The organism is Bradyrhizobium sp. B120 (assembly GCF_049075665.1).
Lineage (GTDB): Bacteria > Pseudomonadota > Alphaproteobacteria > Rhizobiales > Xanthobacteraceae > Bradyrhizobium.
Map to the genome: position 1 here is coordinate 9,018,333 of NZ_CP185242.1, position 21,609 is coordinate 9,039,941.

Annotated in this window: 20 protein-coding genes and 1 tRNA gene; 5 read left to right on the top strand and 16 right to left on the bottom strand. The window is 64.3% G+C overall.

Going from position 1 to position 21,609, the window contains the following annotated elements; all coding sequences use genetic code 11:
• Positions 1-10 precede the first annotated feature (10 nt).
• Both ACOIX3_RS41805 and ACOIX3_RS41810 read right to left on the bottom strand, forming a co-directional pair.
• Positions 11-1,339, bottom strand: a complete 1,329-nt coding sequence (locus tag ACOIX3_RS41805; RefSeq protein ID WP_420967769.1) for an SDR family oxidoreductase — start codon at positions 1,337-1,339, stop codon at positions 11-13.
• A 17-nt stretch (positions 1,340-1,356) separates the two neighbouring features.
• Entirely contained in the window at positions 1,357-1,824 is a 468-nt protein-coding gene (locus ACOIX3_RS41810; protein WP_420971932.1) for a DUF2269 family protein, read from the bottom strand.
• 372 nt (positions 1,825-2,196) lie between these two features.
• Here ACOIX3_RS41810 and ACOIX3_RS41815 point away from each other — a divergent pair, with 372 nt between their 5' ends.
• Entirely contained in the window at positions 2,197-2,706 is a 510-nt protein-coding gene (locus ACOIX3_RS41815; protein ID WP_092121284.1) for a GNAT family N-acetyltransferase, read from the top strand.
• A 165-nt stretch (positions 2,707-2,871) separates the two neighbouring features.
• Positions 2,872-3,402 carry an inorganic diphosphatase gene (ppa, locus tag ACOIX3_RS41820; RefSeq protein WP_021078233.1) on the top strand — a complete coding sequence of 177 codons (531 nt, stop codon included), beginning with the start codon at positions 2,872-2,874 and terminating at the stop codon, positions 3,400-3,402.
• Between the two features lie 136 nt (positions 3,403-3,538).
• On the opposite strand, the gene folD is transcribed toward ppa, so the two are convergent.
• Genes folD through ACOIX3_RS41835 form a run of 3 tightly spaced genes read right to left on the bottom strand, consistent with a single transcriptional unit; the run spans position 3,539 to position 5,088 of the window.
• Complete coding sequence (gene folD / locus ACOIX3_RS41825) at positions 3,539-4,423, bottom strand: bifunctional methylenetetrahydrofolate dehydrogenase/methenyltetrahydrofolate cyclohydrolase FolD (protein ID WP_420967770.1); 885 nt, start codon at positions 4,421-4,423, stop codon at positions 3,539-3,541.
• Between the two features lies 1 nt (position 4,424).
• Positions 4,425-4,760 carry a DUF167 domain-containing protein gene (locus tag ACOIX3_RS41830; RefSeq protein WP_420967771.1) on the bottom strand — a complete coding sequence of 112 codons (336 nt, stop codon included), beginning with the start codon at positions 4,758-4,760 and terminating at the stop codon, positions 4,425-4,427.
• 37 nt (positions 4,761-4,797) lie between these two features.
• Entirely contained in the window at positions 4,798-5,088 is a 291-nt protein-coding gene (locus ACOIX3_RS41835) for a YggT family protein (RefSeq protein ID WP_212320146.1), read from the bottom strand.
• A 296-nt stretch (positions 5,089-5,384) separates the two neighbouring features.
• Here ACOIX3_RS41835 and ACOIX3_RS41840 point away from each other — a divergent pair.
• Positions 5,385-5,460, top strand: a tRNA-Ala gene (locus ACOIX3_RS41840).
• 118 nt (positions 5,461-5,578) lie between these two features.
• On the opposite strand, the gene ACOIX3_RS41845 is transcribed toward ACOIX3_RS41840, so the two are convergent.
• The 7 genes from ACOIX3_RS41845 to ACOIX3_RS41875 all read right to left on the bottom strand — a co-directional run bounded on the left by ACOIX3_RS41845 (position 5,579) and on the right by ACOIX3_RS41875 (position 13,562).
• Entirely contained in the window at positions 5,579-6,388 is an 810-nt protein-coding gene (locus ACOIX3_RS41845; RefSeq protein WP_420967772.1) for an enoyl-CoA hydratase, read from the bottom strand.
• Positions 6,389-6,510: 122 nt separating this feature from the next.
• On the bottom strand, positions 6,511-7,326 hold the full coding sequence (locus ACOIX3_RS41850) for a glutamine amidotransferase (protein ID WP_420967773.1): 816 nt from the start codon (positions 7,324-7,326) through the stop codon (positions 6,511-6,513).
• Between the two features lie 132 nt (positions 7,327-7,458).
• Complete coding sequence (locus ACOIX3_RS41855; RefSeq protein ID WP_420967774.1) at positions 7,459-8,238, bottom strand: SDR family NAD(P)-dependent oxidoreductase; 780 nt, start codon at positions 8,236-8,238, stop codon at positions 7,459-7,461.
• A gap of 227 nt (positions 8,239-8,465) precedes the next feature.
• On the bottom strand, positions 8,466-8,969 hold the full coding sequence (locus tag ACOIX3_RS41860; RefSeq protein ID WP_092121262.1) for a TerB family tellurite resistance protein: 504 nt from the start codon (positions 8,967-8,969) through the stop codon (positions 8,466-8,468).
• A 180-nt stretch (positions 8,970-9,149) separates the two neighbouring features.
• Positions 9,150-10,559 (bottom strand): adenylate/guanylate cyclase domain-containing protein, encoded by a 1,410-nt coding sequence (locus ACOIX3_RS41865; protein WP_420967775.1) that lies wholly within the window; start codon positions 10,557-10,559, stop codon positions 9,150-9,152.
• A gap of 142 nt (positions 10,560-10,701) precedes the next feature.
• Entirely contained in the window at positions 10,702-12,087 is a 1,386-nt protein-coding gene (locus ACOIX3_RS41870) for a cytochrome P450 (protein ID WP_420967776.1), read from the bottom strand.
• Positions 12,088-12,170: 83 nt separating this feature from the next.
• Complete coding sequence (locus ACOIX3_RS41875) at positions 12,171-13,562, bottom strand: hydrolase (protein ID WP_420967777.1); 1,392 nt, start codon at positions 13,560-13,562, stop codon at positions 12,171-12,173.
• A gap of 151 nt (positions 13,563-13,713) precedes the next feature.
• Here ACOIX3_RS41875 and ACOIX3_RS41880 point away from each other — a divergent pair, with 151 nt between their 5' ends.
• Positions 13,714-15,393 (top strand): MFS transporter, encoded by a 1,680-nt coding sequence (locus ACOIX3_RS41880; RefSeq protein WP_420967778.1) that lies wholly within the window; start codon positions 13,714-13,716, stop codon positions 15,391-15,393.
• Positions 15,394-15,454: 61 nt separating this feature from the next.
• Here ACOIX3_RS41880 and ACOIX3_RS41885 read toward each other — a convergent pair whose 3' ends face one another.
• A complete protein-coding gene (locus ACOIX3_RS41885) occupies positions 15,455-15,670 on the bottom strand; it encodes a cysteine rich repeat-containing protein (RefSeq protein ID WP_092126426.1) in 216 nt (71 codons plus the stop codon).
• A 162-nt stretch (positions 15,671-15,832) separates the two neighbouring features.
• A complete protein-coding gene (locus ACOIX3_RS41890; RefSeq protein WP_420967779.1) occupies positions 15,833-16,123 on the bottom strand; it encodes a hypothetical protein in 291 nt (96 codons plus the stop codon).
• A 217-nt stretch (positions 16,124-16,340) separates the two neighbouring features.
• Here ACOIX3_RS41890 and ACOIX3_RS41895 point away from each other — a divergent pair, with 217 nt between their 5' ends.
• Entirely contained in the window at positions 16,341-17,396 is a 1,056-nt protein-coding gene (locus tag ACOIX3_RS41895) for a polysaccharide deacetylase family protein (protein WP_420967780.1), read from the top strand.
• 327 nt (positions 17,397-17,723) lie between these two features.
• On the opposite strand, the gene ACOIX3_RS41900 is transcribed toward ACOIX3_RS41895, so the two are convergent.
• On the bottom strand, positions 17,724-18,164 hold the full coding sequence (locus tag ACOIX3_RS41900; RefSeq protein WP_420967781.1) for a hypothetical protein: 441 nt from the start codon (positions 18,162-18,164) through the stop codon (positions 17,724-17,726).
• A gap of 540 nt (positions 18,165-18,704) precedes the next feature.
• On the bottom strand, positions 18,705-21,557 hold the full coding sequence (locus ACOIX3_RS41905) for a glycosyltransferase family 4 protein (protein WP_420967782.1): 2,853 nt from the start codon (positions 21,555-21,557) through the stop codon (positions 18,705-18,707).
• Between the last annotated feature and the right edge of the window lie 52 nt (positions 21,558-21,609).

Here is a 21,609-nt window from a genome sequence, read left to right on the forward strand (position 1 = left end):
CTCGAAAACGCTATCGGTTATCCAATATCAGTAACGCGACGAGCATCAGCACGATTGCAGGCCCGGTCTTCACCAGCGCGCCGAGCGGCTCGATCCAGAGATCGGGCGTCAGGATCGCCGATCCGGCCATATAGCCGAGCGAGGCGATGATGCCTGCAACAAGACCAAGCGCCGCGGTGCGGCGGAAGGCGATCAGCACACCGATACTCATGTCCATCAGGCTGGTCAGCACCGTCACCGGCCCGACCAGGGCAGGCGGGAAATGGTGCGCGCTCAGCATGCCGGCTGCGGCGTCATAGGAGACGACCAGCGAGATGAAGCCGGACGCCACCCAGAACAGCACGAGGCTTGCGAAGATCAGCGCCTTGATCAGGAACAGCCGGGCAAACCATTTGTCCTGAATGGTCGCGGGGCGGCCGCCGACGGCTTGCGCGATGGTCTTCGGCACGATGCCGGTCGTGGTCATCCAGGCTGTGGGATCGCCGGTGACGCCGCGGCGCAATTCGGCGATCGCGTTGGAGCGCAGCGGCGGCATCCACCCCAAGCGGCTCGAGAGATCGCCGAGACGGGCGCCGAGATCGATCAGGAACGGCGGCGTCGGAAGGCGGACATATTTCGTCGTGCCGAACGACCAGCGGAACTGAGCGATGACGCCGCCAAGCGAGATCGGCTGCGGCTGCATCAAATCCCATGTCACCGATCGCACCGCTTCATCGGCGACGTCGCGCGCAGCGAGCCAGGCGATGGTCGCGGCGATGTCCTCGACTGCAACCGGCTGGAACGGCGTCGCGGCCTCATCGGCCGGCAAATCGACCGGCAGCGCCGCCAGCGCGCGCAGCATGGCGCTGCCGCCATAGGCCGAGGGCGCGATGACAAAACCGGGGCGCAGGATCGCGTAGGCTAGGCCGGACGCCGCGATCAGCCGTTCGGCCTCGCGCTTGGTGGTGCTGAAGGCGGTGCGGTCCTCGTCGGCGGTACCCGGAATCGAGATGTGCACGAGGCGGATAGCGCGGTGGCTGTCCCTGACAGCCTGCAACAGCCGCGCGACGAAGTCGCGATGCACCGCGCTTGTGTCACTGCCCGGACCATCCTGCAGCACGCCGAGGCAATTGACGACAATGTCCGCCTCGTGGGTGCGAATAAGCTGCGTCAGCGCTGCGGCATCCATCGACATCACGGGAAGCTCGAGGTCGGCCGCGCTCATCTTTTGTGCAGGCGTGAAATGCCGCGCGATCCCGATCACATGAAGGCCGCGCGCCCTTAGATCGTCGGTGACATAGCGCCCGATCAATCCTGACGCGCCGAGCACGAGGATGTTGTGTGATGCGTCGTCACTCATGAGAGTCGGATCATGCGCTAAAATGGCTTCGCGATCATCAACCACAGGATGATCATCACCGATCCGAAGCCGGGAATCCCGAACAGGAACCAGCGGCGAAACAGCGCATCGTAGCGCGGCGGCAGCGGAAGACCCTTCTCTGCGGCCGCCTGCGCGAGGTCGCGCATCTCCATCTGCATGAAGATGACGGGAACCCAGAACGCGCCGGCCAGCGCGTAGAGCGCCAGCGAAACCAACAGCCAGCGCTCGGTCAGGCTTGTGGCCGACAGCATCATCAGCAGTCCGCCGCTCACCGGCTGCAGCAGCACGGCGCTCAGCGTGAAGATCATGTCGGCGATCACGACGGTCGACGCCGTGCGCGCGATGAACGCCGCATCGTGCGTGCGATGCGCCGCCAGCATGAAGAAGGCGATGCCGGTCCCGGTGCCGAGGATCACGATGGCGCCGAGCACATGCAGATATTTGATCAGGAAGTAGAGCGTCATCGCAGTCCGCTCATGATCAGGCCGGTCCCAGCGCGCAACAATACCGCCGCTGCCATAGGCCGGGCGCGCGCGGAAATCCACTGCGGCGGCGCGGACGCAGAACGCGCGATGCATCCACGTTGCCACTGGATTCGCTCGCAAATTCCTGCACCGAATCAGCTCCGAACGGCCTTTTCCCGAACTGCGGCATTGTCATACAGCGCTCGCGATCCACGCTTTGCACAGGCCGGGATCGGCGATTGGCCGCGCGAGCCCGGCGAGTGTCCTCTTTCGGTACAAGTTTTCATGACACTGATGCAAAAAATCCACAGGTTAACCGATAATTAACGATGGACCTTGAAGGCGGCCCTCCGACTTGCTTTGATTACATGCATGAGCACAACGCTAATCGAGGTCCGGCCGGCCAAAGCTGCAGACGCAGCCTCGGTGGCGTCTACCCATGACGAAGCCTGGCGCTCGGCGTATCAGGGAATCATCCCCGGCGCCGAACTCGAAAAGCTGATCAATCGCCGTGGCCCGCAATGGTGGGACAGCGCCATCCGCAAGGGCAGCCGCGTCAGCGTGCTGGTGTTCGGCGACCGGATCGCGGGCTACGCCAATTACGGCCGCAACCGCGCCCGCAGCCTGCACTTCGAAGGCGAGATCTACGAGCTCTATCTGCGGCCGGAATTCCAGGGCCTCGGCTTCGGCCGGCGGCTGTTCGCCGCAGCCCGCCGCGACCTGCTGCAGAGCGGCCTGAAGACCATGGTGATCTGGGCACTCTCCGACAACGAGCCGGCGACCGAGTTTTACCGCGCGCTGGGCGGCCGCATGGTGGCGCGCTCCTCGGAGCGGTTCGGGCCGAAGTCGCTCGACAAGGTCGCTTTCGCCTGGACCAACTGAAAATCCTGCTTCTCTCACAGCTGCAGCAAGGCTAAACAGCCTGAGCGTTTGCGCGCGACGGCCAGCCCGGCTCCCAAGGCCGGGCCTGATGTTGTTTCGCGGCCTGGCGGCGCCAAGCAAAAAATCACATCCTTCTCAACTTCCAAAGGCCACGCGGAGCAATCCATGCGTATCGACGCCATATCGATCGGAAAAAATCCGCCCCACGACGTCAACGTCATCATCGAGGTTGCCGTCGGCGGCGAGCCCATCAAGTACGAAATGGACAAGGAGGCCGGCACACTGGTGGTGGACCGCTTCCTCTACACGCCGATGCGCTATCCCGGCAATTACGGCTTCATCCCGCACACGCTGTCGGGCGACGGCGATCCCTGCGACGTGCTGATCGTCAACACCCGCGCGATCGTGCCGGGCGCCGTGATGAGCGTCCGCGTGGTCGGCGTGCTCCTGATGGAAGACGAGGCCGGCGGTGACGAGAAGATCATCGCGGTGCCGTCGTCGAAGCTGACCCAGCGCTACGACAAGGTGCACAACTACAGCGACCTGCCCGACATCACGCTGCAGCAGATCCAGCACTTCTTCGAGCACTACAAGGATCTCGAGAAGGGCAAGTGGGTGAAGGTGCTGCGCTGGGGCGACGCCGACGAAGCCCGCAAGCTGATCCTCGAAGGCATCGAGCGCGCGAAGAAGAAATAGGGAAGGACTGAAGTCCTTCCGCCTTCTCCGTCATTGCGAGGAGCGTAGCGACGAAGCAATCCATAGTTCCGCGAATGCTGCGCGATGGATTGCTTCGCTTCGCTCGCAATGACGGCCTAGAGATCTTTGCGCTTGCTCACACCGCCGGCGCCGGCAGGCCGGCAATCGCGCAGGCGGCGCGCAGCGTGTTGACCAACAGGCACGCCACCGTCATCTGCCCGACGCCGCCGGGCACCGGCGTGATCGCGCCGGCGATGTTGAGCGCTTCCTGGAATGCGACGTCGCCGACCAGCTTCGGCTTGCCGCCGGCAACCGGAATGCGGTTGATACCGACATCGATCACGGTCGCGCCCGGCTTCAGCCAATCGCCGCGCACCATCTCCGGACGGCCGACCGCCGCATAGACCAGATCAGCCTGCGCGCAGAGCTTCGGCAGATCGCGCGAGCGCGAATGCGCGATCGTCACCGTGGCGTTCTCGTTCAGCAGCAATTGCACCAGCGGACGGCCGACCAGATTGGAGCGGCCGATCACGATCGCGTTCATGCCCTCGAGCGAAGGGTGCACGCTCTTGGTCAGGATGATGCAGCCGAGCGGCGTGCACGGCGACAGCGCGGCCAAGCCGCCGGCGAGCCGGCCGGCATTGTTCGGATGCAGGCCGTCGACGTCCTTGGCCGGGTCGATCGCATTGATGATGGTCTCGGTGTGGAGCGATTTCGGCAGCGGCAGCTGCACCAGGATGCCGTGCACCTTCGGATCGCGGTTGAGCTGTGCGATCAGCGCCAGCAGGTCGGCCTGCGACACGTCCTCCGGCAGCTTGTGCTCGAACGAGGCCATCCCTGCGGCCTGGGTCTGGGTGTGCTTGCTGCGGACATAGACCTCGCTCGCCGGATCATGGCCGACCAGCACCACGGCGAGCCCTGGCGTGAGCGCATGGTCGCGCTTGACGCGGGCGACCTCGCCGGCCACGCGGGCGCGAAGCTCGGCGGCGATGGCTTTTCCGTCGATGATGCGGGCAGTCATGTCAGTCCCCTGTTTCCTGGTTCGGCCCGGCCGCCGTCAACTTCCGCAATGTTTCGCCAAGCCCTTTCGGGTCACCGTCGACCGCCACCTGCTTCAGCCGCGAGGTGGCGCCGGACAACAGCTTCACCCTGGCCTTGGGCACGCCGAGCGCCTTGGCCAGCAACTCGGTCACCGCACGATTGGCCTCGCCGCCTTCCGCAATGGCGCGGACCCGCACCTTCACCACCGAGCGGCCGTTGGCCAGCGTTTCGATCCCGTCGATGTCGTCGCGGCCGCCGCGCGGCGTCACCCGTAACGCAATGCTGATGCCCCCGGTGGAATAGCGCCACGGATCCATCGCCAGGGCTCCATCAGCAAGGGTCGATCGCGAGGGATCAGATCACGTTGGGATAGATGTAATAGGCAATCACGCGCTGGATGAACATGATGATCAGGATCACGATGATCGGCGAGATATCGAGACCGCCCAGATTCGGCATCACGTTGCGAATCGGCCGCAGCACCGGCTCGGTGATCCGGTACAGGAACTCGGCCACCGCGGAGACGAACTGGTTGCGCGTGTTGACCACATTGAAGGCGATCAGCCAGGACAGGATGGCGGAGGCGATCAAGAGCCAGACATAGAGGTCGAGGACGATGATGACGATGTCGAGAACAGCGCGCATATGATGGGGGCTCGCGGGTGGGACGACCAGGTGAAGCGCGACGAGACCGGACTGAACCGCCAGCGCGCTTCTCGTTTGAGCAGGATCTTCTCGGAAAACCGCTACTACTTTTCGCTGGCGCGGCCCGCCGGGTCCGGATCATGCTCTAAATATCGGTTCATCCCCCCGCAAACAAGGGAAGTTCCCGGCGGGACGGGCCGAAAACCGTTGTTTCACCGTTCTTGACTTGACCTTGGGCGGGACTGTAAATGGCGCCCGACTGACGGCCGGGATACTCAGCAACACCCGGCCGCAATGGGGCCATAGCTCAGCTGGGAGAGCGCGTCGTTCGCAATGACGAGGTCGGCGGTTCGATCCCGCCTGGCTCCACCAGCCTTCGCTCGCTTCGCGAGCTTCGGCTCGGCAAGCCCGGAAAGTCCATCGTAGCGTAGCGAGCGAAGGCTGCCGCGGCGTAGCCCGAAGGGCGAAGCCGGGCTGAGGCAATCCTCCCTCACGTTCCCGTAAACCGTGGCGGCCGTTTCTCCACAAAGCTCGCGACGCCTTCCCGGAAATCATTGCCCTTCAGTGCGATCTGCATCTCGCGGTTGGCGTCGATGGTGGCTTCGGCAAGCGTTTGGAACGGCACGTCGTAGACCTGGCGCTTGATCACGGCGATCGCGCTCGGCGAGACGAAATCGGCGAGATCGCGGGCATAGGCATAGGTTTCCTCGCGCAGCTTCTCCGGCGACGAGAGCCGGTTGACGAGGCCGATGCGCAGCGCCTCCGCCGCCGACACGCGCCGCGCCGACATCAAAAGATCGAGCGCGTTGGCGTGGCCGACGATGCGCGGCAGCATCCAGCTGATGCCATGCTCGGCGATCAGGCCGCGCCGCGCGAAGGCGGTGGTGAACACCGCGCTGTCGGCCGCGAAGCGCAGGTCGCAATACAGCGCGTGGACCAGGCCGATGCCGGCGGTGGCGCCGTTGAGCATGGCGATCACGGGCTTCTTGATCGCGGGGTAATAGGCGTAGCGCGTCTGCCAGTCGGCGCGGCGATTCATGTCGAACGGAATGCTCTCGCCGCGCCTGACCTCGTTGGGATCGATCCCCTGCAGCGCTTCCATGTCGGCGCCGGCGCAGAAGCCGCGGCCCGCGCCGGTCAGCACGATGACGCGAACATCGTCGTCATCGGCCGCCGCCTCCATCGCGTGGCGCACGTCGCGCTCCATGATCGCGGTCCACGCATTCATGCGGTCGGGGCGGTTGAGCGTGATGGTCGCGATCCGGTCGCTGACCTCATAGAGGATGTGTTCGTAGCTCACGGCGATCTCCCTGTGCCTTGTTGTTATTGATACGCGCGGCGATGCGGACCGCGCGGCGGCAGCCGCGGCAAGACTAGCACATCCCTGCAAATGAAAAGGCGGCGCGAAATTCCGCGCGGCGGCTATTCCGCGGCCTGCAGCATCACCGGCCGTGGCACGCGCGCGATCCAGCCGTCGATGAAATGCTTCAGCCAGGCGCGCTCGGCGGCATCGTGCACGGCGCGCTCGGCGAAGTGCAGATGACCGGCCTGAGCGCCCGGCGAATCCATCCGCGCGCAACCGCGCGTGGTCCAGCGATGCATCATTGCGTAGGTCACGTCGGGATGGAATTGCAGGCCGAAGGCATTGCCGAACTGGAACGCCTGCACCGGGAAGTCATCGCCCGCCGCGAGCAAGTCCGCACCCGTGGGCAATTGAAAGCCCTCGCCATGCCAGTGATAGACCCGCGCCGGCCAGTCCGGGCACAGCGCGCGGCCTGCCTCCGTCGGCCGGACCGGGTAATAGCCGACCTCGACGCGGCCTTGCGGATGCGGCGCGACCTCGGCGCCGAGTTGCCGCGCCAGCATCTGCGCACCGAGGCAGATGCCCAGGAACGGGCGCTGCTCGCGCAGCGGGACCGAAATCCAGTCGATCTCGCGCCGGACATAGTCGTCGGGATCGTTGGCGCTCATCGGACCGCCGAAGATCACCGCGCCGGCATGCGCCTCGAGCGTGTCGGGCAGCGCGTCGCCGAAACGCGGGCGGCGGATGTCGAGGGGGTAGCCCAGCGCGCGCAGCGCGTTGCCGATCCGGCCGGGGGTCGATGTCTCCTGATGCAGGACGACCAGCACCGGCCGCAGCGAGGTTTGATCCGAGATCCGATCCTCGAGCGTGACCGCGGCCGGCCTTCGGCTCGCGAAGGGCACCACGACACGGCTCTGGTCAGACCGGAACAACATTGCCTCTGCTTAAAGTTTCGGCACGTAAGGCACGATCATAGCTAAGTGGTCGTTAACATCGTGTGAGTTTGCGCACACCCGTGCGAAGCAAATCGCGGGCCAGAAACAGGCTTAACGGCGATTCGGGTGAAGCTAGCGCTTGCGGAGCTGAAATCCGCCGACCGCGGTCAGGATGAAGGAGCGCGGAAACAGCCGGAGCAGGAACGGCACCATTTTGATGAAGGCGCCGGGCAGCACGGCGCGCTTGTTGGCCATCAGGCCGCGATAGGCCTGGCGGGCGACCTCGGCCGGCGGGACGTTGAGGATGGCGGAATCGAATCCGGGGGCAAAGCCGGCCCGGTCCTGGAATTCGGACGGCACGGGACCCGGGCAAACCACGGTGACGCGCACGCCCTTCGGCGCCAGTTCACAGCGCAACGCCTCGGAAAACGACAGCACATAGGCCTTGCTGGCATAGTACACGGCCATGCCGGGGCCCGGCAGGAATCCGGCGATCGAGCCGAGATTGAGGATGCCGCCGCGGTTGCGGATCAGCTGATCGGCAAAGCGCAGCGTCAGGTCGGTCAGCGCGCGGATATTGACGTTGATGATGTCGAGCTGTTCGGCGCGGTCGCGCTCGACGGCGAGGCCGAACAGGCCGAAGCCGGCATTATTGACGAGATATTCGACCTCGACCCCGGCATCGGTCAGGGCCTGCGCGATCCTGTCGCCGGCATCGGTCTGCTGGAGATCGCAGGCAATCACGATCGGCGCCGCGCCGCCCTTGGCGCCGAGCTCGTCGGCAAGCGTCTTCAGGCGATCGGCGCGCCGCGCCACCAGCGCCACGCGGTGACCATTCGATGCAAACACGCGCGCCAGTTCGGTGCCTATGCCCGCCGATGCCCCGGTTATCAGCGTCACACGCTCAGTCACGTTTCAAACTCTTACTGCAAATTCTAGCGAGGTCCCCAACGGGGCGACGAGAGCATAGGGATGCGGTGTGACGCAAGCCGCGTATGGGCTTGTGGATAGCGGCGGGGCCGCTGGTTTCGTGACGAAACGACCGATTTTCAGTCGGATCGCCCACAATCGCGGCGGACATTAAAATTTCGTCATCCCCAACGCCAGCAGGGGGGCGTCCGCCTGCGCCGGCAGCCGTGTCAGATTGCCGCGTCTGCCGTACCCCAGGGGCCCTTTGGCAGCTCCGCCTGCTTCTCGGCGACCCGGTGCTTGAGATCGATGCGGTCGCGCGAGGAAATGCCGAGCAGATCGGCAGCACGCCAAACCACATTGTCCTCGAACTCGCTAACCTGGCCGTCGGCATAGACCAGCTCCCACATCATCTCGACGATGCGCAGCCGTCCCTCTTCATTCACCGAGCGCATGATCACACTGGTAAAGTGATAGAGATCCACGGCCTCGCCTTCGACGCGCATGGCGGAGGCGATCAACTTGTCGGCGGTGCCGGGATCGAGCTGAAAGCGGCTCTCGATCAGGCTGTGCAGCTTGCGCGTCTCGGCCGGTGTCGGCTCGCCGTCCAGTGAGACGACATGCACCAAGAGCGCGGTTGCCGCCAGGCGGTAGTCGCCATCATCGAAGGCGCGGTCAGCCTGGGCATCGGGGGAGACGATATCGGCAATGAATTGGCGGAGTCCGTCGAGCATCGCTCTCTCTGTGGGATGAAGCCTGGAAGCTTTGATTGAGCATCTGTCCGGAACCGCTACTCACTTTTCCGGACCATGCGCTGTTGAAATCTATATGGCGTGGAAACAGAACCGGCGCAATCCGCGCGGGTTCCCGCCGCGGCATTACGTTTCAGCAAGCATTACGTGTCGGCAATGTGACTACGGTATCTCGTACACCACGAGCTTATCGGCAATGCCGCGCAGCGCCGCTTCCTTCTGGATCGGCTTGATCGCCGCCCGATCGAGGATGCCTGCGACCTCCGCTGCTTCCATCACCGGCTGGGTCAGATGGATTTCCTGTGACGTCGACAGGCTCTGCACCCGTGCGGCGATATTCACGGTCTGGCCGAAATAATCCTGCCGCTCGTTCAGCGTCACCGCGAGGCACGGCCCCTCATGGATGCCGATCTTGACGATCAGATCTTCCTTGCCGCGCTCCGTGTTGAGCTGCTTCATCGCGGCCCGCATGCGCAGGCCCGCCGACAATGCGTGCTCGGGCTTAATGAAGGTCGCCATCACGGCATCGCCGATCGTCTTCACGACTGCGCCGTGTTCAGAGGCGATGATCTCGAGCAGCGCGTGGAAATGCGCGCGCACCAAATCGAATGCGGCGAGATCGCCGACCCGCTCATAGAGCGCGGTCGATCCTTTGAGATCGGTGAACAGGAAGGTCAGCGCGGTGATCTTCAACCGCTGGTCGACGGTGAGGTTGTCGGCCTTGAACACGTCGCGGAAGGTCTGGTTCGACAGCATCCGCTTCGCGGTGAGGATCGGCTTGCGCTTGCCGAGCAATTTGTGCAGCGGATCGCCCGCGATCCAAACCGAAGGCAGCACGCGGACGTCGGCATGATTCTCCAGCGAGAGCCGCAACGGTCCCGGCCGCATCGTCGAGGTGCCGGTCGGCGCATGCGAGTTGTTAAACGCGATCGAGAACTGCTGACGCTCGGTGGTCGGCTCGCCCTCGACGGCCAAGAAATGCGCCGAATGCGTCACCGGCTCGAACAGGATGACGAACTGGTTGGGCAGGTTGAGCGACAGGATCGCCTTTTCGCCGGGCGGCAGCTCGAGCCCCTCCAGCGTCACCTCGTTGATCAGGGTCGACACCGAGCTCTCGTCGAACTCGATCCCGGAACTCCAGAACATCTGCCGGAAGTATTCCCAGATCGGCAGCGTGTTGGGATCGTGCGCGGCAATGCGACGAACGCGCGGACTGACCGTGAAAGCAACCTCGACCTGCTCGTCGACCGAGGCCTCGTAGCCGGCTGCGCACAGCGCGCAATTATAGTCGTCATGGCGCAACGACTTCAGCGTGGTGTGGGCGTCGAGCACGCCGCCGCATCCCGGACACAGCACGTTCCAGCTCATATCGAACAGCCCGAGCCGGGAGGCATGCAGGAAGCCGGAGATCACCTTCTCCTCGTCGAGCCCGGTCCGGCGCGAGAAATCCAGAACGTTGATACGATTGAGCTCGCGGTCATGGCCGTCCGCGATCAGCTGCTGCATGGCATCGACGACGGCCGGATCGGTCGTCTGCCTCAGGACTGCGAAGTGGGCTTGCGTATCGCTCATGGTGAGCCCCTAGAGCATGATCCGGAAAAGTGTGTAACGCTTTCCGCAAAGATCAAGCTCAAAACAAAGAGATAGAGCGGGATGACGATTCGACGAAGAGTTATCCCGATCTAGATGAGCATTGGGACACCGCCGCGCAAGGTCAGCGCGGCTTGATCGTGAACACCGGGGAGCGGTTCGGCTGTGTCGTCACCACGCCGATCGGAAGCACCGGATCCTTGTCCGCCAGCGCGACGCGGAACGTGCCGATGATCCGCGCCAGCGCGAGCGTCGCCTCGACCAGCGCGAAATGTGCGCCGATACAGACCCGCGCGCCGACCCCGAACGGCAGATAGGCGAAGCGATCGGGCGGCGTTTCCGTCATGAAACGCTGCGGCACGAACGCGTTAGGATCGCGCCACAACTTTTCGTGCCGGTGCAGCAGCCACGGCGCGATCAGGATTACGTCATGCTTCCTGACCGGACGGCCCGCGATCGTGTCGGGACCACCTGCCGCACGCGCGATCAGGAACGCCGGCGGATAAAGCCGCATGGTTTCGTCGATCACCGCGCGGGTGAATTTCAGCCGTTCGATGTCGAGCACGCCTGATGTCGTCACGCTCCTGACTTCTGCTGCCAATTGTTCCTGGGTGTCGGGATCGAGCGCCAGCAGATAGAGCGCCCAGAACAGCGCGGTCGCGGTCGTCTCATGGCCGGCCAGGATCATGGTCGCGACCTGGTCACCGAGCTGGGCGTCGGTGAAGGCCGCGCCGGTTTCGGGATCGCGCGCGGCGCCCATCAGGTCGAACAGGTCGCGCCCCGGCGCCTTGTCATCCTTGCCGGCGACGCGGCGCTCGGCCATCAGCTGGCCGACAAACGCGGTCCAGCGCTTGCGGAAGCGGGCGCGCCGGAAATCCTGCAGGGTCGGCCAGCCCAAGGGCAGCACCAGGTCGAGCATATGCGGCCGCGCCAGCGTGTCGCCATACTCCATCACGAAGTCGCGCAGCGCCGCGCCGTGGCGATCCATGCCGAACGAGAACATGGTGCGACCGGCGATCTCCAGCGTCATGCGCTGCATCACCTCGCGCAGATCGACCGGGCCGCCGCTCGCGGCTTTCAGCTTGGCGATGGTCTCGTCGACCGCCGCGATCATGTATGGCACCAGCGTCGTCACCGCGCGCGGCGTGAACGCCGGCGCCAGCGTACGGCGCTGATGCTTCCACGCACGGCCCTCGGCGATCAGCAGTCCCTCGCCCAGCATCGGACGCAGCACGCGAAGGCCGGCCGGCGTGCGGGTGTAGTTCTCGTAATTGTCGACCAGCACGTGGCGGATCGCATCCGGCGTGTTGAGGATGAAGCTCGAGTGGTTGAGGAAGCGGCCCTGGACGATGTCGTCCTCATAGGCGCGCTGGCCCCAGGTCTCGATCGGCGAGTTGCGCATCACCCGCATCCGCTCGAACGCACCCATGTCGTCGGGGGCGCGCGGCGGCGCCGGCGGGACCAGGGGACGCCGCGTGACCGTGATGTCGTAGACTTCGGCTATGCTCATGGTCCTCGCTTCCTGCCTCACGCAACGGCCGATCCGGCCATGCGATCCCGGCGCCATGAAGGCGCGCGGACCCTGCACCAGACCTAATAAGTCAGCTCGGCGACTGCAATCCGATTCTCCGACGCCGGCCAGGCCCGCGCCACAATGCGCTCCCCGTTGAAGATCGCGGCCACCGGACGGCCGACATCGGCTGCGGCGAGCCGCAACGTCGTCGCCGCATCGGTCGGCACGCCGGATTTGACATCGGCCGGTTCCTTGCCGTCCAGCAGCACGATATCGCGCGGTAGCCCGAAATAGCCGCGCGGCCGCGACATCAGCACGATGGCGCCCGCACCGGCATCGGCAGGCAGCAGCGGTCGTGCCGCGCGCAGATGCACGATCTCGGACGAGCGTGGAAACGGCGAGCGATAGATATGCGTCGTCACCGCATCAGGCGAGGTCAGCACGAATTCGAGCGGCCAGGATGGATCGACCTGCGCCGGGCCCCAGCGCCCGTCGGCGCCGGTCTGCGAGCTGTGCAACGGGCCGCCGATGCGCTCGCCGGTCTCGGCCGACACGCGATAGATGTCGACCGTGGCACCCGGCACCGGCCGGTTGGTCGGCACGCCACCGGGCGTGCCCGTGACGAGGCCGCTCAGCCGCACCGCCGTCTCCGGCACGATCTCGATCCGCGACGGCTCGTGCCCCGCGATGAATTTGTAGATCTCGCGAAAGGCGCGCGGATGATACGCGGTCTCGCGATGATCCACGGCGCCGAGCACCAGATTGGTCGCGCCTTTCAGCGCCGGACCTTCGGCCGTGACGTTGGTCGGCGTGCCCGGCTTGCCGATGAAGCGACCGTCGGCTTGCGCATATTTGTCGAGGCCATCGCTGCGCAGGGTCATGAATGCGGTGCCAGCAGTCACTTCGCTGTCGCCGTCGTTCAGCCCGCGCAGGAACGGTCCGCGCCCGTTGAACTCGTTGCCGAGCCCGTCGTCCGAGGCATACACACCATGATTGGGCGTGCCGCACAGCACCGCGTGGCTGATGTCGCCGCCGCCACCATTCTTGATGGTGTTGCGGATCGCATTGCCGCCGCGCGAATTTCCGACCAGCGCGATGCGTGCTGCGCCGCTCTTCTGCTTCAGCTCCCTGACCGCCTCGGCGAGCTCGCGGCGCTGGTCCTCGGTCGAGGAGCGGCCCGCCTGCTCGACCTTGTCGTCCGTGCGCGCCAAGGGATCGGTGAAATTGATCGCGGCCATGCGCTCTCGCGGCACGCCGTTGGATTCCATCCGCCAGAGCGTCGTCAACCAGAGCGCGGCGTGATCGCCATTACCGTGCACGAACAGGATCGGCGGGATGTCACCAGCGGGCGCCGGCTGCGCCAGGGCCGACTGAACCAGGGCCGCCTGAGCCAGACCCGGGACGGCAAGACGGCCGGACAGCAGGGACAGCGCGCCGGCCCCTTGCAGAATTGTTCGCCGCGACAGCGCCATTGGTCCCCTTCCTCAGGTCTTTCAGTGCTTTAGCTGTGTCCTACAGCCGGTAAGGATACCGTAAACGCTGGACAGGACACGCATTTGGCGGGCATCAGTTGATGCAGCCGGAATCATTCAACAAGCCATAGCAGGCCAACCGGAACCGGATATGACCGCACCGCCTGATCGACCCGACAGTATCACTGCACCGTTGCGGCATTCAATCTTCAGGCGGATCTGGCTCGCCAGCCTGCTCTCCAATCTCGGCATCCTGATCCAGGGCGTCGGCGCCGCCTGGGCGATGACCCAGATGACCGCGGAGGCCGACAAGGTCGCGCTGGTGCAGACCGCGCTGATGCTGCCGGTGATGCTGATCGCGATGCCGGCCGGCGCCATCGCCGACATGCATGACCGCCGCATCGTGGCGCTGGTGTCGCTGGCGATCGCACTCTCCGGCGCCACCACGCTGACGGTGCTGGCCTGGCTCAATCTGGTGACGCCGAACATCCTGCTTGCGCTGTGCTTCGTCGTCGGCAGCGGCATGGCGCTGTTCGGCCCGGCCTGGCAATCCTCGGTCAGCGAGCAGGTGCCGTCGGAGACGCTGCCCGCCGCGGTCGCGCTGAACGGCATCAGCTACAACATCGCGCGCAGCTTCGGCCCGGCGATCGGCGGCCTCGTGGTCGCCTCCGCAGGCGCGGTGGCGGCATTCGCTGCCAATGCCGTGCTGTATCTGCCGCTGCTCGCCGTGCTGTTCCTGTGGAATCGCGTCAGCGAGCCGTCGCGGCTGCCGCGCGAGCGGCTGAACCGCGCCATCGTCTCCGGCGTGCGCTACATCACCAATTCGCCGTCGATCAGGATCGTGCTGACCCGAACCATGGTGACCGGCATCATCGGCGGCTCGGTCTCGGCGCTGATGCCGCTGGTGGCGCGCGACCTGCTGCATGGCGGCGCGCAGACCTACGGCATCATGCTCGGCGCCTTCGGCATGGGCGCGGTGATCGGCGCGCTCAACATCAGCGAGATCCGCAGCCGGCTCAGCGGCGAAGCCGCGGTGCGCACCTGCGCGCTGCTGATGGGCGTCGCGATCGCCATCGTCGCCGTGAGCAGGCAGCCGGTGCTCACCGCCGCCGCGCTGGTGGTTGCCGGCGCGGTGTGGATGCTGGCGATCGCGCTGTTCAATATCGGCGTACAGCTGTCGGCGCCGCGCTGGGTCGCGGGCCGTTCGCTGGCGGCCTTCCAGGCCTCGATCGCCGGCGGCATCGCAATCGGAAGCTGGTGCTGGGGCCGCATCACGGACCTCGGCGGCGTCGAGATGGCGCTGTTGATCTCCGCCGGGTTGATGCTGCTGTCGCCGGTGCTCGGCATCTGGCTCAGGATGCCGCCGGTCGGCGCGCGCAACGAGGACGCGACCGATACCCTGGCCGATCCCGAGGTGCGGCTGCAACTGACCGGGCGCAGCGGCCCGCTGGTGGTCGAGATCGAATACCGGGTGGCGCAGGACAATGCCCGCGCCTTCCACAATGTGATGCAGGACGTGCAGCTGAGCCGGCAGCGCAACGGCGCCTATGGCTGGTCGATCGCGCGCGACATCGCCGATCCCGAATTGTGGACCGAGCGCTATCATTGCCCGACCTGGCTCGATTTCCTGCGTCAGCGCAACCGCGCCACCCAGATCGAGCGCGAGCTGCATCAGAAGGCGGCCGACTTCCACATCGGCGCCGAGCCGATCCGGGTGCGCCGGATGCTTGAGCGTCCGTTCGGCTCGGTGCGCTGGAAGGACGAGACCCCGGACCGCGCCGCGAAGGAAGTGATCCCGGTGGTCGCGACCGCGGCGGGCAGCAGTACTTAATTCTCTGCCGTCATTCCGGGGCGCGCGAAGCGCGAGCCCGGAATGACGATGGTGGAGACTATTACTGCCCGTTGTCGATGAGCGTCTGCTGGCAGGCCTTGCTGAGGCGGCTGCGGTGCTCCTTCAGGCAGGCCAGCACGACCTGATCGCCCTCGCTGAGATGGGCGCGGCAGAACCGCGAGGCGTCGCGCGAGCAGGCATCACGCCCCTGCTGCTGTGCCGAGGCGGCCGACGTCAACAGAACCAGCGGAACCACGGCGAACAGAAATCGGGTCATCTTCAAAGCCTCTAAGGAATGCAACGCCGGTTCTATAGCGTTTCAGGGCCGCGAAGAAGCTTGAAACCGAGGGCGAATCGGCAGGTTCCGCCCCGGGATGACCATCCGGAGACGGCCTGCGTCTCGTCGCCGCAGGTTTGCCCCGTCAGATGCCGCGCAAGATCACTCCGCGGCGGCCCTGCGCTGGGCGGCGAGATCGCGATCCAGCACCACGCGGCAGCCGCTGCTCAGCTGGGAGCGATTCTTGACCATGCAGGCGGTGATCCTGGGGATGTTCGGGATCTCCGCGCTGCACAGGCGGAACGCGTCGCCCGAGCACATCTGCTGCGCCTCGGCGCTGAACGCAAAGCTCGCGGTCGACGACAGCACGGAAAAACTAGCCGCAAAAGCCAGCGCGACGCCGACGCTGCGAACTACATGCTCCAGAACCTGACTCTTCAAGACGGTGGTCATGATCGGCTCCCATCGGCGCCGCAAATGGCGGGGCCCGTTGTTCGATCGTCCGATCCTGAACGGCAGCGCGTCTGAAGACTGTGACGGTCATCACGCATGGGTAAGGCCCGCTTTTTGTTGTCCTTCCGGCGCCTTGTTGGGATCGCGTTAAGACCTTGTTGGCATTAATCGCTCGTTGCGGCTGTGGCGTATCCCGAGTTCCAAGAGAGTGTTAGCGATGCGTAGTGCGTTGGGCCTGATGCTGGCCAGTGTTGTAGCGGCGATCGTGATCGCCGGTGTGTGGTTCTGGACCTCCTCCCCGCGTGCCGACGCGGCTCCTCCGCAGACAACTGCCGCAGCCAAGGCCGAGCCGCTTCCTACGGCCGCGGCAAAGCAGGCTGCCAAGGACGATGTCGAGACGACCGCCGCGCTGTCGAAGCGCGCCGATGCCACCCAGGCGGCAGCCCCGGCCGCAGCCCCCGCGCCGGCGCCGGCCCCGGTTGCCGCCGCACCCAGATGCGCCAATCCCGACGCGCTCGGCATCAGCCGCACCGTCGTCGTCGACACCACAGGCGGCCCGGGCTTCGGCTTCCTGCAGTACAAGCAATATGACTTCCTGACCGACCATGAGGTCGTGCTGACCTTCGACGACGGTCCGTGGCCGACCACGCCCGCCGTGCTCAAGGCGCTGGCGGACGAGTGCACCAAGGCGGTGTTCTTCCCGATCGGCCTGCACACCACCTATCACCCGGACATCCTCCGCCAGGTCGCCGCCGCCGGCCACACCATCGGCGCCCACACCTGGTCGCATGCGCATCTGGCGAGCAAGAAGCTCACCGAGCAGCAGGCCAAGGACGAGATCGAGAAGGGTTTTAGCGCGGTGAAGCTGGCGCTGGGTGCGAACCCCGCTCCGTTCTTCCGCTTCCCGGCGCTGGCGCATACGCCGGCGACAACAGCCTATCTCGGCACCCGCAACATCGCGATGTTCTCGGTCGACGTCGACTCCAACGACTTCAAGTCCAAGAGCTCCGACGAGGTCATCAACAACGTGATGACCAAGCTCGACAAGGAGCACAAGGGCATCATCCTGATGCACGATTTGCAGAAGCACACCGCGCAGGCGCTGCCGACGCTGCTGCGCAAACTGAAGGCGGGCGGCTACAAGGTGGTCTGGATGAAGGCCAAGACCCAGATCGAGACGCTGCCGGAATACGACGCGATGATGGCGAAGACCGAGAAGCCGATCGCAACGGGCCGGCCGATCGGCAACGTCGTGCAGACGATCGCCGACTAGCGCAGCCCGCGCATCGAATACGCCCAACGCAAAGCGCCCCCGGATCCGATCCGGGGGCGCTTTCGCTTTCTGATCGCAGCCACCTTCTGCTGGTCCGACATGGCCAAACGACCTTGAAGGCCTATGCGCCTTAGAGTGGCGCCATCGCGCCCGGTAGCTGCGGTTCCGACCAAAATATCGAAAACAACCCCATGCAAAGTAGCTGGCGGGTGCCGGCGCTCGACAAGGCAACTTGACCCGTCGGGCAAAGACGGGGATGCCCGGGCCGATTTGCCTGAAGACGCGCCTTCGCGCGCTTGCCCGGGCATGACGAAACTGAACGCGTGACTACCAGTAAATCCCGTGGCGATGCAGCTCGCCGATGATGCGGCCCTCGGTCCATCGCCGCGCGTGGCGGCGATGGCTCGACCTGTACGAAGTCGTCCGCTGCTCCGGCGCCGGCCTTGCGTCCGGCGCCGCTGAAGGCTCGACATTGGCTTGCTGCTGCACCGACGCCTGCGGCACGGTCGGCTGGGCTTGCGGCTGCGGAGCGGGCGCTGGCACTGCGGCCGGCGCTGTGCGCTCGACATATTTTGGCGCCTCCGGCGGCTTCGGTGGCGCTTCGACGGCGGGCACCGACGGCGCATCGGCGACTTTGCTCGCCGTAGTGACCGAATTCGACGCGGCGGCCGGCAGCGACCCTGCCCCGCCCAACGACAGGCTTCGTTCGCCGGCCTGCGCGCAAGCGGAAGCCAAAACCATCGCCGTGATCAGGATGAGTTTGCGCATTGTTGTTCTCCCGTTGGTGGCCGGAAAGCTAGCCAAGTCGTACCAGCGACTATGTGAGCTGCTTCACGCAGCCATCGCGTGCCGCATTCATCTCCCTGTGATCGCCTTCCGCAATAACGCCACCACCGCGGCAGCGTCATGGACAGGGTAATCTTCGAAGCGGCATACGGCGTCCATCTCCTGGAGAGCCGCGCGATATAGGCTCCGCGTTCCAGTGATGCCGACGGCATTGGGCTGGCGGCGGCGCCTCAAGATATTGCAGCGTTCGTAGATCTCGGCGACGCCATCGCGGCAATCGCGCGCATCGAATCGCTTGGCAACGCGAAAGCGTGATCGGTGGCGTCTTCCGTCACGCCAGCAGGACATTAGTGCCAACGGGCTCGCAGCCGCCGGACTGATCGCGATTGCGATCATGAGCGGGCTGTGCGGAGCGCGGATCTAGAGCGTTTTCGAGCGAAGTGGACACCGGTTCGCGTGAAGAAAACGCGTCAAAGCAAGAATCTAGAGCTTCGGTTCTGATTCAATCAGAACCGAAATGCTCTAGGCGGCGCAAATCGTTTGATAGGCGGCCAGTTGGAGCGCGACGACGCGCTGCGCGGAATGACACTTCTCGAACCACAGACGCGCGGCATCGCCGCGGCCGTTGCCGTCCAGCGGATCAGCAAGAACCTCGAGAATCCGGGCCGCGCACGTCTCGACGCTGTCCGCGACCAGGCAGGGCGGCGCCGCTCCGAAGAACTCCGCTGATTGGGTTTCATCAAGATTGGTTATAACGCGGCGTCCGAGCGCCATTGCCTCAAAGGTAACGCCGCCAATCGCTGGTATCCTGAACTGATCGACGACGACGTCGCTCGAACAGTACCGCTGTCGAAGCTCCGCCTTGTTCAACGACGGTATCCACGAAACCATGTCTTCAATTTGAAGTTCCTGAATGAGTTCCTTGCTTCGGTAAACGTCAACACCCCACTCGACCAGGATGATGCGAAAATCGCGATCCGCTTGCGCAACCTGCGCTGCCGCCCTCAGGAAAAGATCATTGCCCTTCTGCATCGAAACAGGTGCTGCGTGCCAGTGATGGCGCGTCGGGCTGAAGAATGTGGTGACCTTGGGGTCCCGCTTCGGAATCCTGATGCCTGCTCGAAAGCTTGAAATCTTTTCATCGTCGAAGGCATGCGGAAGATAAACGGTCCGCTCTCTCTTCAACTTCAGCCGCGCCACAGACGGCAGCACGTCCGAGTTGGTCACGAAGGAGAAAGCCGCATTCTTGTACGACGCCGAACAAAGAATGCCATTATAGGTCTTCTCAAAAGGCAGTTCGCGCAACGTGCCATGCTCGTAACAGGTGTAATTCTTGAGTCCGTTGATGAACGGAATGAACCCGTCGATCGAATAACCCTGAATGATGTCATAGTGCTCCAATACGTCGGCGAATTCATTGGCAATGGTGGATGCGAAGGCTTCGACCAGGACCAGGGCTTCTGCCGGATAATCCGTGAACTGTCGCATCAGGTCACCAAGACGTGCCGCACGTTGCGAAGCGTTTCGATCCTCTCCCTTGCCGTATTTCTCGAAATAGCGAAACTCCGGGCGGTCGACGATGGCCGGTTGGGTCACCACGGCAATGCCTGATGAACCGACGTCAGTAGCCGCGCCGTTGCTTGCGGCCGGCGTCACAGTGTCAAGATTTGGGATCGTGAGGACATCGCTTGCGCTTGCAACCGGCGTCGCGGCGTCAGCACTTGGGATCGTGAAGGCATCAGCAGGAAACTCGAAACCAAAACGCGGCAAGCCGCGGCTGCGTCTCTGACTTCGCCAGAATGCGACCGCTACACTCGACCAGGAGGCAACTCCGGTTTCCGCCTCACGCCGCAAATGCGCAAATACATATTTCGTCAGCAAGGAGCGATAGATCGATGTGAGGCGACCTGGTCCTTCGTGACTTGATGACCGCGTATTGCGAAACTCTCCATCCTCATTGCTTTCGCTTGCCGGCGTCGCGGCGTCGGGATTCGGGATCGCGAAGACCTCAGCGGGAAACTCGAAGCCAAAACACGGCAAGCCGCGGCTGCGTCGCTGGCTTCGCCAAATGGCAACCGCCAAACTCGGCCCAGCGACAGCGCCGGTTTCCGCCTCACGCCGCAAATGCGCAAATACATATTTCGTCAGCAAGGAGCGATAGATCGATGTGAGGCGATTGGGGCCTTCAGGATTTGGTGACGACGCCACGATGTCAGGATTCGGCATCGTGAAGGCATCAGCAGGAAACTCGAAGCCAAAACGCGGCAAGCCGCGGCTGCGTCTCTGGCTTCGCCAAATCGTGACCGCCAAGCTCGGCCCGGCGACGACGCCGGTTTCCGCCTCACGCTGCAAATGAACAAATACGTACTTCGTCAGCAGGGAACGATAGATCGATACGAGGCGGCTTGGCCCTTTGGCACTTGATGACCGCGAGTCGCGGAACGTCCGATATTCCTTGCCTTTGCTTGCAGCCGGCCCCGCGGTGTCAGGATTCGGCATCGTGAAGACATCGGCAGGAAACTCGAAGCCAAAGCGCGGCAAGCCGCGGCTGCGTCGCTGACTTCGCCAAATTGCGACCGCCAGACTCGCCCCGTCGACAACGCCGGTTTCCGCCTCACGCCGCAAATGAACGAACACGTACTTCGCCAGCAAGGCGCGATAAGTTGATACGAGGCGGCCTGGTCCTTCAGGATTTGGATAGTCGTTGGCGAGAGATCGGCTTTGCTCAGGCTGCGGATCTGGCGAGACCAACTCCGATGAGTTTGGCAAAATCGCGGAGAGTGCAGACTCAGGCTCTATGGTCGCCTCTGGCAGGACGATGGTCGGCTGATCGCGCCGCGGCGCGATTCTGGATGCCTTGCTTGACTGGAAGTCCTGAAACTCGCGCGCAATGGAAATTTTGTCCGCCAGATGCTCCGGCATCGGTGGACGGACCCGGCTCTCTGCGGCAGCGATGCCGTCAAGCATCTCCCAGTACCTTGCCTGCAGCAGCGTCCAGAAAAATGCCGCGGCTTCGCTGTCACCGGCGTTCTTCGCACGAAGGTACGAGAGGCAATCGAGAACGGGGCCTTGCACAAACCAATCCGGTCGCCGCCAACCGCCCAATTCGGTGGCCCACCAATCCGGAAACATGTTGTCGACGTTGCCGTCGAAGCTTGCGGCCTCCCATTCCGGGCAACCCATGACGTGATAGTAGTTGTAGCAAATGACATCCGCCTCGATTCCGAAGCGCCGCTGAATCAAAGCATTGTTGTAGGCGTTGTTCGCGATATTGCCGATATGCAGGACGCGCAGCGGGCGATTATGGGCGCGTTGGAACTCCCTCAGGAAGGCAAGCTGTAGTTGAAATTCGCTATCGTGATTCTTCTGTCCCAACGTCGCTCCCCAGCAATCGCATTTTAGTTATTAAGTCTTCCGCACGAAAACG